The 12,205-nt window shown below is 68.3% G+C and carries 12 protein-coding genes; 8 read left to right on the top strand and 4 right to left on the bottom strand.

Annotation, left to right across the window (positions count from 1 at the left end; genetic code table 11):
- Positions 1-166: 166 nt before the first annotated feature.
- Both ACAM51_RS08570 and ACAM51_RS08565 read left to right on the top strand, forming a co-directional pair.
- Entirely contained in the window at positions 167-727 is a 561-nt protein-coding gene (locus ACAM51_RS08570; RefSeq protein ID WP_369643299.1) for a DUF4166 domain-containing protein, read from the top strand.
- Positions 724-1,113 carry a thiol-disulfide oxidoreductase DCC family protein gene (locus ACAM51_RS08565; protein ID WP_218339662.1) on the top strand — a complete coding sequence of 130 codons (390 nt, stop codon included), beginning with the start codon at positions 724-726 and terminating at the stop codon, positions 1,111-1,113. Before ACAM51_RS08570 ends, ACAM51_RS08565 begins: the two co-directional genes overlap by 4 nt.
- A gap of 24 nt (positions 1,114-1,137) precedes the next feature.
- Here ACAM51_RS08565 and ACAM51_RS08560 read toward each other — a convergent pair whose 3' ends face one another.
- Positions 1,138-2,202, bottom strand: a complete 1,065-nt coding sequence (locus tag ACAM51_RS08560; RefSeq protein WP_218296014.1) for an ABC transporter ATP-binding protein — start codon at positions 2,200-2,202, stop codon at positions 1,138-1,140.
- Positions 2,203-2,327: 125 nt separating this feature from the next.
- On the opposite strand from ACAM51_RS08560, the gene ACAM51_RS08555 reads away from it, so the two are divergent.
- Positions 2,328-3,962 carry an ABC transporter permease gene (locus ACAM51_RS08555; RefSeq protein WP_369643298.1) on the top strand — a complete coding sequence of 545 codons (1,635 nt, stop codon included), beginning with the start codon at positions 2,328-2,330 and terminating at the stop codon, positions 3,960-3,962.
- A gap of 94 nt (positions 3,963-4,056) precedes the next feature.
- On the opposite strand, the gene ACAM51_RS08550 is transcribed toward ACAM51_RS08555, so the two are convergent.
- From ACAM51_RS08550 to ACAM51_RS08540, 3 genes are all read right to left on the bottom strand, one after another.
- A complete protein-coding gene (locus ACAM51_RS08550; RefSeq protein ID WP_218296012.1) occupies positions 4,057-4,374 on the bottom strand; it encodes a hypothetical protein in 318 nt (105 codons plus the stop codon).
- Positions 4,375-4,741: 367 nt separating this feature from the next.
- Positions 4,742-6,181, bottom strand: coding sequence for an aldehyde dehydrogenase family protein (locus tag ACAM51_RS08545; RefSeq protein WP_369643297.1), 1,440 nt, complete (start codon positions 6,179-6,181; stop codon positions 4,742-4,744).
- A 335-nt stretch (positions 6,182-6,516) separates the two neighbouring features.
- The gene (locus ACAM51_RS08540) at positions 6,517-7,245 is read right to left on the bottom strand and encodes a FadR/GntR family transcriptional regulator (protein ID WP_218296010.1); all 729 of its coding nucleotides are present in this window, start codon (positions 7,243-7,245) and stop codon (positions 6,517-6,519) included.
- 128 nt (positions 7,246-7,373) lie between these two features.
- Here ACAM51_RS08540 and ACAM51_RS08535 point away from each other — a divergent pair, with 128 nt between their 5' ends.
- The 5 genes from ACAM51_RS08535 (at position 7,374) to ACAM51_RS08515 (ending at position 12,201) form a co-directional block, all read left to right on the top strand.
- Positions 7,374-8,192 carry an NAD-dependent epimerase/dehydratase family protein gene (locus ACAM51_RS08535; protein ID WP_369643296.1) on the top strand — a complete coding sequence of 273 codons (819 nt, stop codon included), beginning with the start codon at positions 7,374-7,376 and terminating at the stop codon, positions 8,190-8,192.
- A gap of 8 nt (positions 8,193-8,200) precedes the next feature.
- The gene (locus ACAM51_RS08530) at positions 8,201-9,097 is read left to right on the top strand and encodes an SMP-30/gluconolactonase/LRE family protein (protein WP_369643295.1); all 897 of its coding nucleotides are present in this window, start codon (positions 8,201-8,203) and stop codon (positions 9,095-9,097) included.
- A gap of 57 nt (positions 9,098-9,154) precedes the next feature.
- The gene (locus ACAM51_RS08525) at positions 9,155-10,132 is read left to right on the top strand and encodes a TRAP transporter substrate-binding protein (protein ID WP_218296007.1); all 978 of its coding nucleotides are present in this window, start codon (positions 9,155-9,157) and stop codon (positions 10,130-10,132) included.
- 71 nt (positions 10,133-10,203) lie between these two features.
- Positions 10,204-10,692 carry a TRAP transporter small permease gene (locus ACAM51_RS08520; protein WP_369643294.1) on the top strand — a complete coding sequence of 163 codons (489 nt, stop codon included), beginning with the start codon at positions 10,204-10,206 and terminating at the stop codon, positions 10,690-10,692.
- 216 nt (positions 10,693-10,908) lie between these two features.
- Complete coding sequence (locus tag ACAM51_RS08515) at positions 10,909-12,201, top strand: TRAP transporter large permease (protein WP_218296005.1); 1,293 nt, start codon at positions 10,909-10,911, stop codon at positions 12,199-12,201.
- Positions 12,202-12,205 lie beyond the last annotated feature (4 nt).

Here is a 12,205-nt window from a genome sequence, read left to right as displayed (position 1 = left end):
CCCTGCACAGGCAAGCCGGCACGCGCCGGCTTTTTTTCGTGTCCGGGCCTGCGAAGCAACCGGTGTCCGCGCGCTAGACTGGCGGGCAGGCGCGGGCCCTGCCGGTTCGTTTCCCTTGCCGGTGCGGCCGGACGCTGCGCGCCGCCAGATCTTCCAGCCCCTTCCCATGCCTGCTCCCACCCTTGCTTCCCTGTACCAGCGCGCCATGGGCCCGGCCTTCGGGCGCCTGGCGCCCGCGCTGGCGCGGTTTCACAGCCTGTCGGGCCGGCACAGGCTTCGGGGCAAGGTGGTGGTCGAGGCTCCGGCGGGCGCGATGGGCCGCCTGCTCGCGTGGGCGCTGGGGGCGCCACTGCACCCGGTCCAGGGCGACATCGTCTTCGAGCTGGATGCCACCCCCGGCGCCGAGGTGTGGACGCGTTGCTTCCCCGCGCGGACCATGCGCTCCACCCTGCGCGAATCCGGCGGCCGGGTGGTGGAGCATCTGGGGGCCGCGCGGCTGGGCTTCGTGCTCGATGAACAGCAGGGCCGGCTGGTCATGCGCTTGCAGGACCTGCATTTCCTGGGCATCCCTTGCCCCGCGTGGCTGCGCCCGCGCGTGGTGGCCGAGGAGACCGGGCGGGGCGATACCCTGCATTTCCACGTGCAGGCCACCGTGCCGTGGGTGGGGCGGGTGGTTCACTACCGGGGCCACCTGGTCGTGCCAGCCACCGAGGGGCTTCCTCCATGATCGTGGTGTTCGACGCGCAGTGCCTGCTGTGCAACGGCTGGGTGCGGTTCCTGCTGCGGCACGACCGCGCGGGGCGCATCCGTTTCGCCTCCATGCAGGGCGCCACCGGCCGGCGGCTGCTGGCCGGCGCGGGCCTGCAGGTGGATGGGCTGCAGACCCTGCTCGTCATCGAGGATGGCCGCAGCTGGCAGCACACGGCGGCCATCCTGCGCGTGCTGCACCGCCTGGGGTGGCCCTGGCGCCTGGCCTGGTTGGGATGGTTGGTGCCCGCGCCCGTGCGCGACGCGCTCTACCGCCGGGTGGCGCGCAATCGCTACCGGATATGGGGGCGCTCCGAGACCTGCCTGGTGCCCGCGCCCGGGATGGCCACACGGTTCCTGGACTGACGCGGCATCGGGCCGCGCACGCCGTCACTCGCGGGGAAAGGTCACCACATGGTCCACCTGCGCGCGGATGCCGATCCATTCGCCCAGGGCGTGGTCGTGGTGGCTGGGCACGTGGGCCAGCATGGTCTGGCCGCTGGCCAGGCGCAGCGTGTAGAGGAATTCGGCGCCCCGGAACGACTTGCGCACGATCTGCGCCTGCACCGGCGCATCGTCGTCGTGCACGATGTCGTCGGCGCGCAGCAGCACATCGCATTCGCCGCCGGGGTAGCTGCCGGGCAGGGGGCATTCGTCCAGGTCGGTCAGTTCGCCCAGGGGCGTTTGCGCCACCACGTTGTTGCCGCGCTGCACCAGCGTGGCGGGGGCGAACACGCCGTGCCCGATGAAGTCGGCCACGAAGCGCGTGGCGGGGCGGTGGTACAGGGTGTACGCGTCGTCCCACTGGTGCAGGCGGCCCTCGTGCATCACGCCGATCACATCGCCGATGGCAAAGGCCTCGAACTGGTCGTGCGTGACGAACAGCGCCGTGGCGCCCGCGGCCTTGAGGATGCCGCGCACCTCGTGCGCGAGGCGCTCGCGCAGGTCCACGTCGAGGTTGGAGAAGGGCTCGTCCAGCAGCATGAGCTGCGGGCGCGGCGCCAGGGCGCGTGCCAGCGCCACGCGCTGTTGCTGGCCTCCGGAGAGTTCGTGCGGAAAGCGGTTCTCGCTGCCTTCCAGCCCCACCAGCTGAAGCACCTCGGTCACGCGCGCGGCCTGCTCGGCCCGGGGCAGCGCGTGGATGCCGAACGCCACGTTGCGGCCCACCGACAGGTGCGGAAACAGGGCGTAGTCCTGGAACACCATGCCGATGCGCCGCAGTTCGGGCGGCACGCTCAGCGCGGCACTGCTCACGAGGCCCTTGGTCAACCGGATTTCGCCGCCGCTCACCGGCTCCAGCCCCGCCACCGCGCGCAGCAGCGTCGTCTTGCCGCAGCCCGAGGGGCCGATCAGCACGCCGATATCGCCTGCGTGCAGGCCCAGCGTGACACCTTGCACCGCGGCCTGCGCACGGCCCGCATAGCGCACTTCGAGTTGGGAGACCTCAAGAAACATGTCTGCATTTTATGGGGTAGGGGAGTGAATGCTTAAAATTCGCATTTGCATTCCTGAGCGTTGCCCGGTTGCCGTCCGTGCGGGTGTGCGTTTTCTTCCCACCCCCTCTGCCGAGCTCCCGCCCCTTGCGCCGCACGCCCTTCGCCTTTCGCACCATTCCCCTGGTCCTGTTCGCAGGCTTTCTGGCATTGCCCGTGCTGGCGGTGCTGGCCTCGTGGCTTCCGTTCTCGCCCTCGGGCCAGGGCGACGCCCAGGCCGGGGCCATCCTGCGCGAGATGGCCGCCACCGTGCTGCCCGGCTATGTGTGGACCACATTGCATCTGAGCGTGATGGTGGCGCTGGGCGCCGCCATCGTGGGCACCAGCGCCGCGGCGGCCGTGACGCTGTTCGACTTTCCCGGCCGCCGCACCCTGGAGTGGCTGCTGCTGCTGCCGCTGGCCATGCCCGCCTATGTGACGGCCTACGCGTACACCGACTTCCTGCAGTTCAGCGGCCCCCTGCAGGTGGGCCTGCGCAGCACCTTCGGCCTCGAAGGTCGCCTCCTGCCCGAAGTGCGCAGCCTGGGCGGCGCGGTGTGGGTGTTCATCTTCTCGCTGTACCCGTATGTCTACCTGCTGGCGCGCACGGCGCTGGGCGAGCGTGCCGCGCACCTCATGGAGGCCGCGCGACTGCTGGGCGCGCCGCTGCCGCGCCGCATCCGCGCGGTGGCCCTGCCGCTGGCGCGCCCCGCCGTCGCCGCCGGCGTGGCGCTGGTGCTGATGGAAACCCTGGCCGACTTCGGCGTGGCGAGCTATTTCGGCATCCAGACCTTCACTACCGGCATCTACAAGGCCTGGCTGTCCATGGACAACCGCCTGGCGGCCGCGCAACTGGCCACCATGCTGCTGGTGGTGGTGATGGTGCTGCTGCACATGGAGCACCGTGCGCAAAAGCGCATGCGTTTTGCCACCGGCGGCGGGCGCGCGGGCTCGGCCGAGGCGCAGCCCCTGGCGCTGCGCGGAGCGCGCCGCTGGGCGGCATGGGCGGTCTGCACGGTGCCGGTGGTCATGGGTTTCGTGGCGCCAGTGGCCTTCATGCTGCGGCCGCTGGCGGCCGACTGGTCGGTGCTGCCGTGGGAGCGCTTCATGGAATGGGCCTGGCACAGCGTGCGCCTGGGCGGCATCACGGCCGCGCTGGCGGTGGCCATCGCGCTGGCGCTGGCCTTTGCGGTGCGCCGCCAGCCCGACCCCATCACGCGCGGCGTGGTGCAGCTGGCCAGCGTCGGCTATGCGGTGCCGGGCGCCGTCATCGTGGTGGGCCTGCTGCTGCCCGTGGGCTGGCTGCAGGCGGCCATGCCGCAGTGGGGCGTGGGCGCGCTCGTCACCGCCACGGCGTTTGGCATCGTCTGGGCCTACCTCGTGCGGTTCTGCGCGGTGGCCCTGCAGTCCATGCAGAGCGGCTACGCGCGCATTCCGCTCAGCCTGGACGACTCGGCCCGCATGCTGGGTGTCGGCAGCCGCGGGCTGCTGGCGCGCGTGCACTGGCCGCTGCTCAAGCGTTCCACCGCCGCCGCCGCGCTGCTGGTGTTCGTGGACGTGATGAAGGAGCTGCCCGCCACGATGGTGCTGCGCCCCTTCAACAGCGACACCCTCGCCGTGGTGGCCTACCAGCTGGCGCGCGACGAGCGGCTGGGCGAGGCGGCCTTGCCGTCGCTGGCGCTGGTGGCGGTGGGGCTGGTTCCCGTGATTTTGCTCAGCCGCACCCTGCGCAGCCGGGCCTGAGGCCGTCAGCACTTTCCGGGCGCCTGCGCAATGAACAAAGCCGCCCGAGGGCGGCTTTGTTCATGGGGCATGTGAGCAGTGCCCGGGCGCTCGTTCATTCGCTCCAGTCGGCGTGCTTCTCGCACAGCTTGTTGGTTTCCTTGCCCTTGCGGGTTTCGGAGAAGGTCACCAGGTTGCCCTTGAAGTCCTCGGGCGTTTCGTTCCACATGCAGGTGCACCACGCCTGGGCCTTGGTCTGGCCCTTGATGGGGCTGGCTTCGTTGCCACCCTGGTAGACCTTGGCGGAATGGCTCAGGCACTGGCGAAACTGCGCGTCGCCCGCGGGTGGGCGGTTGTAGTCATCTGCGGCGTGCACCGCGCTGCTGGCCGAAAGAACAAGGGCCAGGGCGGCGAAGAGGGGGGAGATTTTCATGGCGCAGATTCCCCGTGCGGGGGGATGAAGAAGAGAGGGCAGGGATGGACACTGCCGCCCGCGAAACAAGGCGGCATCGTCAGTGTAACCATTGGATACATTTTTGGAGTCCGCCCTGCGGATTTATCTTTGCGGGCCCTGCCGCGTGGCGGCTTGCAGACGGTGGGCGTGCCGCCCCTGGCATGTTCTCGCACCCGGTTGCCGGGCGCGCCACCACCAGCATGGGCATTGTTTGCTATTAATAGAATAGCTTTCAGCGCTTTACCCATGAGCGCTTGCGAGCCATTTTGCTCAAAACCCGGCGGGTGGTGCGCCGTGCCCGCGCACCACCGTCCGCAGGGCCGGTGATGCGGGAAGGCCCCCCGGTTCAGGCCTGTGTGTAGGCGGTCTTCACCGTCGTGTAGAACTCGGCGGCGTAGCGGCCCTGCTCGCGCGGGCCGTAGCTGCTGCTCTTGCGGCCGCCGAAGGGCACGTGGTAGTCCACGCCCGCCGTGGGCAGGTTCACCATCACCATGCCGGCTTGCGCGTGGCGCTTGAAGTGCGTGGCGTGCTTGAGGCTGGTGGTGGCGATGCCGCTGGCCAGGCCGAAGGGCGTGTCGTTGGCCAGGGCCAGCGCTTCGTCGTAGTTCTTCGCGCGCAACACGCTCACCACGGGGCCGAAGATCTCTTCGCGGTTGATGCGCATGCCGGGTGTGGTTTCGGTGAACAGGGCGGGGCGCAGGTAGTAGCCGGGGGCGCCGTCGGCGTTCTTCTCCAGGGCTTCGCCGCCGAAGGCGAGCTTGGCGCCTTCCTGCTGGCCGATGCCGATGTATTCCAGGTCTTGCGCCAGCTGGCGGTCGTCCACCACGGGGCCGATGTCGGTGCCGGCCTTGCGGGCGTCGTCGACCTTCAGGGCTTTCATCTTCTCGATCACGGCGGCCACGAAGCGGTCGTGGATGCCTTCGGTCACGATCACGCGGCTGCTGGCGGTGCAGCGCTGGCCGGTCGAGAAGAAGCCGCTGTTGACGGCAGCGCCCACGGCCACGGCCAGATCGGCGTCATCGAGCACCACGAAGGGGTTCTTGCCGCCCATCTCCAATTGCACCTTGGCGCCGCGTGGCACGCAGGCCGCGGCCACGCGCTGGCCCGTGCCCACCGATCCGGTGAAGCTCACGCCGGCAATGCGCTCGTCTTCCAGCAACACCTGGCCCACTTCAGCGCCGCGGCCCATCACGAGGTTGAACACGCCGGCTGGGAGGCCCGCGCGGTGCAGGATGTCGGCCAGCGCCCAGGCGGAGCCCGGCACCACTTCGGCGGGCTTGAACACCACGCAGTTGCCGTAGGCAAGCGCGGGCGCGATCTTCCACGCAGGGATGGCGATGGGGAAGTTCCACGGCGTGATGATGCCGATCACGCCCAGTGGCTCGCGCGTGATCTCGATGCCCACGCCGGGGCGCACCGACGGGATCAGCTCGCCGCCGGGGCGCAGGGCCTCGCCCGCAAAGAACTTGAAGATGGCGGCCGCGCGGCCCACTTCGCCAATCGCCTCGGGAAGGGTCTTGCCTTCTTCGCGGGCGAGCAGGTCACCGAGCTCGGCCTTGCGGGCGATGATCTCGTTGCCCACCGCGTCCAGGATGTCAAAACGCTGCTGGGGCGTGGACACGCTCCAGGCCGGGAAGGCCGCGTGGGCTGCCGACACGGCCTCCAGCGCCTGCTCGCGACTGGCCACGGCGTAGTCGCCGATCACGTCGCGGGTGTCCGAGGGGTTGGTGTTGCTATAGGTGCGGACGCCGTCTGTCCAGGCGCCGCCGATCAGGTTTGCATGCATGGCTGTGGTGGGTTGGTGAGTGAAGTGAAAAGGGTGTGCGGAAGGCAGTGCCTGCCCTCGGCGGAATGCCGCGCCGCGCCCAGGGCCCGTGGCGGGCGCCGACGGGCTGTGGCTGCGCAGCGTACCGCAAGGCCGGGTGGCGGTGGCGCGGCGCGGGCAGCTCGCCCGCAGGTGCCCGCCGCCATCTGCCATCGTGCGGCCAACGGCTTGAAAGTCTTGTTGTATGTCATCGTACAACATTTGAGACCTCTCAGACCTGCGGGTTAGTACTGATGAGACAACCGGGCACTTCGCATCTGGCAGAGGAGAGGGCCGATGCCCACGGCGCGGGCGCGTCAACTCGCCTCGGCCTGCGCGCGCCGCCTGCGCTCGCGGCTGTTGGCCAGATGGGTGCGCATGGCGGCCCGCGCGGCGTCGGGGTCCTGGCCCACGATGGCGTCGTAGATGCTTTCGTGTTCGCCATTGACGCGGCGCAGGTACTGGCGCCGTTCATCGTCCCCCGAATCCGGTGAGGCCAGCCGCGCGCGCGGGATGATCATGCTGCCCAGCGTGCCCATCAGTTCGGCGAAATGGCTGTTCTGCGTGGCGCGCGCAATTTCCAGGTGGAACTGGAAATCCGCCGCCACCGCGTCGCGGCCGGCATCCACGGCGGCGGCCACCGCATCAAGCGCCTCGCGCATGGCCTTCAGGTTGGCCTCGGTGCGGCGCTGGGCGGCCAATGCGGCCGCCTCGGTTTCCACGCCGATGCGCAGCTCCAGCACCGCGATCACGTCGCGCAGCGTGCTGAACTGGTCGGGGGTGATCTTGAAGCCCGGTGCCTGCCCCAGCCCCAGCACAAAGGTGCCGATGCCGTGCCGTGTTTCCACCAGGCCGGAGGCCTGCAGCTTGGAAATCGCCTCGCGCACGACGGTGCGGCTGACGCTGAACTCGGCCATGATGGCCGCTTCGGTGGGGAGCTTGTCGCCCAGTGCCAGGCTGCCATCGCGGATGCGGTCCCCCAGGGAATCGACCAGTTCCAGGGCCAGGGTGCGGGGCTTGCGGCGAAGCGCGGTATCGGTGTTCATCTCTTGGTGTTATCCCTATGTGGCGCCGTGGGGAGAAGCAGTACATTGCATTTTTGTTGTACGACAACTGATGACGTTCAACAGAATCTGTTGCCACTGTACCAAGAACCCCCGCCTTTGTAACCGCCATGCCTTGCCATCCCACCCCCATCCGTTTCCAACGCTTGTTACTGACCGGGGCGGCCGGGGGGCTGGGGCGCGAGCTGCGCACGCGCCTGAAAGCCTACTGCGGCACCTTGCGCCTGTCCGACGTGGCCGACCTGGGCCAGGAAGGCGCGGGGGAAGAGGTGCGCCCCGCGCGGCTGGAGGATGCCGGTGCCATGCTCGCGCTGCTGGAGGGGGTCGATGCCGTGGTGCACCTGGGCGGCGTGTCCACCGAACAGCCCTGGGAGCCGATCCTGCAGGCCAACATCATCGGTGCCTATAACCTGTATGAGGCGGCGCGCAAGCAGGGCGTCAAGCGGGTGGTGTTCGCCAGTTCCAACCACGTCACCGGCTTCTACCGGCAAGACGAGGTGGTGGGCCTCAAGGACCCGGCCCGGCCCGACGGCCTGTACGGCCTGTCCAAGGCGTTTGGCGAAGACCTCTCCCGTTTTTACTTCGACCGCCATGGCATCGAGACGGTGTGCCTGCGCATCGGCTCCTCGTTCCCGGAACCCCGCAACCGCCGGATGCTCGCCACCTGGATGAGCTATGACGACCTGGAGCGCCTGGTGGTCGCCAGCCTGACCGCTCCGGTGGTGGGCCACAGCACCATCTACGGCATGGGCGACAACACCACCACCTGGTGGGACAACACGCTGGCGCGCCACATCGGCTACCGGCCGCAGGACAGCTCCGAGTCCTTCCGCGCCAAGGTCGAGGCGGCCGACCCGCACCCCGACCTGACCGACCCCGCCGTGATCTACCAGGGCGGCCCGTTCGTGCGCACGGGTCCCTTCGAATGAGCGCCCCGATGACGCCCCCCGTGGACCTGCTGCTGCCCGACCACCGCGACCAGGTGGGCGAAAGCCCCGTCTGGAGCCCCGCCGAGCAGGCGCTCTACTGGGTGGACATCGAAGGCCGCCAGCTGCACCGCTGGACCTATGCGGACCAGCGCGTGCAAAGCTGGGAGACGGTGGAGCGCCCCGCCTGCATCGCGCTGCATGCGGCCGGCGGGCTGATCGCAGGCATGGACACGGGCGTCTTTCACCTGCAGCCCCAAGTGGGGGGCACCCTGGCCGCCACCCTGCTGGCCGGCGTGGACCACCCCCGGCCCGGCATGCGCTTCAACGACGGCCGCTGCGACCGCCAGGGCCGCTTCTGGGCCGGCACCATGGTGCGCGACATGTCGCTGGCGCAGGCCGCGGGCAGCCTGTACCGCATGGACGGACAGCGCGGCCTGTCGGCACCGCAGGTGCAGGGACTGGTCACGCAGAACGGCCTGGGCTTCAGCCCCGACGGCAAGACCCTGTACCTGAGCGACAGCCACCCGAGCGTGCAGCAGATCTGGCAGTTGCCGCTGCACGACGATGGGTCCCTGGGCGAGCGCTCGCTGTTCGTGGACATGCGCGATCTGCCCGGCCGGCCCGACGGCGGCGCGGTGGATGCCGACGGCTGCTACTGGATCTGCGGCAACGACGCTGGCGTGGTGCACCGCTTCACGCCCGACGGCCGGCTGGACCGGTCCATCGCCGTGCCCACCAGCAAGCCCTCGATGTGCAGCTTCGGCGGCCCGGGGCTGGACGTGCTGTTCATCACCTCCATCCGCCCCGGGCAGCCCCAGGGCGACGACGTGGCGCTGGGCGGCGCCATTTTTGCCACCCGCCCCGGCGTGGCGGGGTTGCCGGAAACACCCTATCGGAGCGCCTGAAGACAACAGGCTTCGGAACTCTCCCCCATTCACAACACTTCAACCCAGGAGACAACCATGAAAATTCCCCAATTGATGGGCCGCGTGGCGTTTGCCGCCAGCATCGTGCTCGGCGGCCTCACCGCGCAGGCCACGGAATTCCGCTCGTCGGACATCCACCCCGAGGACTACCCTACCGTGCTGGCCGTGCGCCACATGGGCGAGACGCTGTCCAAGGCCACGGGCGGCAAGCACAGCATCAAGGTGTACGCCAAGGGCTCCCTGGGCATCGAGAAGGACACCATCGAGCAGACCAAGCTGGGCGCCATCGCCATGACGCGCGTGAACGTCGCGCCCATGAACAACATCTGCCCCGCCACCATGGTGCCCACCATGCCCTTCCTGTTCCGCGACAAGGAACACATGCGCAAGGTCCTCGACGGAGCCATCGGCGACGAGATCCTGAAGGACTGCGAATCACAGGGCTTCGTGGGCCTGGCCTTCTACGACAGCGGCGCGCGCTCGATCTACACCGTGAAGAAGCCCGTCAAGACCCTGGCCGACGTCAAGGGCCTGAAGGTGCGCGTGCAGCAGAGCGACCTGTGGGTGTCCCTGCTCGAAGCCATGGGCGCCAACGCCACCCCCATGCCCTTCGGCGAGGTCTACACCGCGCTCAAGACCGGCCTGGTGGACGCCGCCGAAAACAACTACCCCAGCTACGAAAGCTCGCGCCACTTCGAAGTGGCCAAGTACTTCAACAAGACCGAGCACTCGATGGCGCCCGAGATCCTGCTGTTCAGCAAGCGCGTGTGGGACACGCTGAGCGCCGACGACCAGAAGGCCATCCGCGCCGCCGCCAAGGAATCGGTGGGCTTCATGCGCAAGATCTGGGACGAGCGTGAAGAAAAGTCTCTGGCCACCGTCAAGGCCGGCGGCGCGCAGATCGTGGAGATCGACAAGGCGGCCTTCAAGACGGCGATGAAGCCGGTGTACGACAAGTTCCTGAAGGACCCCAAGCTCCAGGACATGGTCAAGCGCATCGACGCGGTGCAGTAATCCTGGCGTTCCATGCCGCAGGGCCGTGCGTCCTGTGGCGGGTCCCTCCTTCCGTCTTCTGAATGTTCTCTATGTACACGCGTCTTTGCGCCTTCATCGCGCGCTCTTGTCTGCAACTGGGGGTGGCGGGGCTGGTGCTGCTGGTCTGCTCCGTGCTTTACCAGGTCATCGGCCGCTACATCTTCAACAACACGCCGACCTGGGCCGAAAGCGGCGCGGTGCTGCTGGTGTTGTACGTCACCATGCTGGGCATGGCGGTGGGTGTGCGTGACGCGGGCCATATCGGCCTCGAATCGTTCCTGGTACTGGCGCCCGACTGGCTGCGCCACAAGCTGGAAATCGTGATCCACGTGCTGGTGCTGGTCTTCGGCGTGGTCATGGCCTGGAACTGCGGCGTGCTGGCCGAGTCCGTGGCGCCCTACAAAATTCCCACGCTCGGTATCTCCGAAGCGTTCAAGTACGTTCCCCCCGCGCTCGCTGGCGTGCTGGTGGCGATGTTCTCCCTGGAGCACATCATTGCCCTGGTCCGCGGCACAGAGGTCGAGCCCGCCTGGCATTGAGATGAACGACACCCCCCTGAGCGCCTGCGGCGCTTCCCCCCGCTCTCGCATGGCTGCGCCATGCGGGCAGAGGGACGCAGCCCTCGCTGCGGGGCGGCCCTTGCTCGGCTGCCCTGGCAGGGGTCACGCCCGCTTCATGCGCCGTGCGGAGATGACCCAAGCGGTCCCTGCATGCGTCCCTCCGCACCCTAATGTTCCAGTAAAGATTCCACCATCATGGCGTTGACCATTCTGTGCGTGACCTTCACGCTCCTGCTGCTGCTGGGCGTGCCCGTGGCGTTTTCCATCGGCCTGTCGTCGCTGGCCACCATCCTGTATGAAGGCCTGCCGCTGGCCGTGGGCTTCCAGCAGATGATTTCGGGCATGAACCCGTTTTCGTTCCTGGCGATCCCGTTCTTCATCTTCGCGGGCGAGATCATGATGTACGGCGGCATCGCCGACCGCATCGTGGACTTTGCCAAGAGCGTGGCCGGCCATGTGCGCGGCGGCCTGGGCATGAGCAATGTGCTCGCCTGCACGCTGTTCGGCGGTGTGTCGGGTTCGCCCGTGGCCGACGTGTCCGCCATGGGCGCCGTGCTCATCCCGCAGATGAAGAAAGAGGGCTACCACGCCGACTATGCGGTGAACGTGACCACGCACGCCTCGCTGGTGGGCGCGCTCATGCCCACGTCGCACAACCTGATCATCTTCACCTTGGCCGCGGGCGGCAAGGTGAGCATCGCGGCGCTGATCCTCGCGGGCATCGTGCCGGCGCTGCTGCTCACGGTGTGCAATCTGCTGGCGGCCTACCTGGTGGCCGTCAAGCGCGGCTACCCTGCGGGCACTTTCCCCGGCTGGGAGATCGTGTGGATCTCCTTCAGAGCGTCAGTCCCCGGGCTGGCGGTGGTGGTCATCATCATCGCGGGCATTCTGTCGGGGGCGTTCACGGCCACCGAATCTGCCTCGGTGGCCGTGGTGTGGGCCCTGGTGCTGTCGGTCTTCGTCTACAAGAAGCTCACGCGCGAACAGTTCCTCAAGGCCGCCTCCAAGGCCGTCAAGACCACGGGCACCGTGCTGCTGCTGATCGGCATCTCGTCCATGTTCGGCTACCTGATCGGCCTGTACGGCGTGGCCGAGCTGACGGGCGATGCGCTCAAGTCCATGAGCACCTCGCCCTGGGTGATCTTCCTGTGCGTGAACATCATCCTGTTCGTGCTCGGCACCTTCCTGGACATGGCGGCCACCATCCTCATCTGCACGCCCATCTTCCTGCCCATCTGCCAGCAATTCGGCATGACCACCGAGCAGTTCGGCATCGTCATGCTCATCAACTGCGCGCTGGGCCTGAACACGCCGCCGGTGGGCACCACGCAGTTCATCGGCTGCACCATCGGCGGCATCTCCGTGGGCGAGGTGATGAAGACCATCTGGCCGTTCTACAGCGCACTCATCGTGGCGCTGATGCTGGTGACCTACGTGCCACAGTTTTCGATGTGGTTGCCGGACCTGGTGCTGAAGGCCGGTGGATGAGCAC

Origin of the sequence: Acidovorax sp. A79, from assembly GCF_041154505.1 — a bacterium.
In the GTDB taxonomy this organism is placed as follows: domain Bacteria; phylum Pseudomonadota; class Gammaproteobacteria; order Burkholderiales; family Burkholderiaceae_C; genus Acidovorax.
Note: the sequence above shows the minus strand (reverse complement) of the source record. Positions and strands in the feature narration are given on the sequence as shown.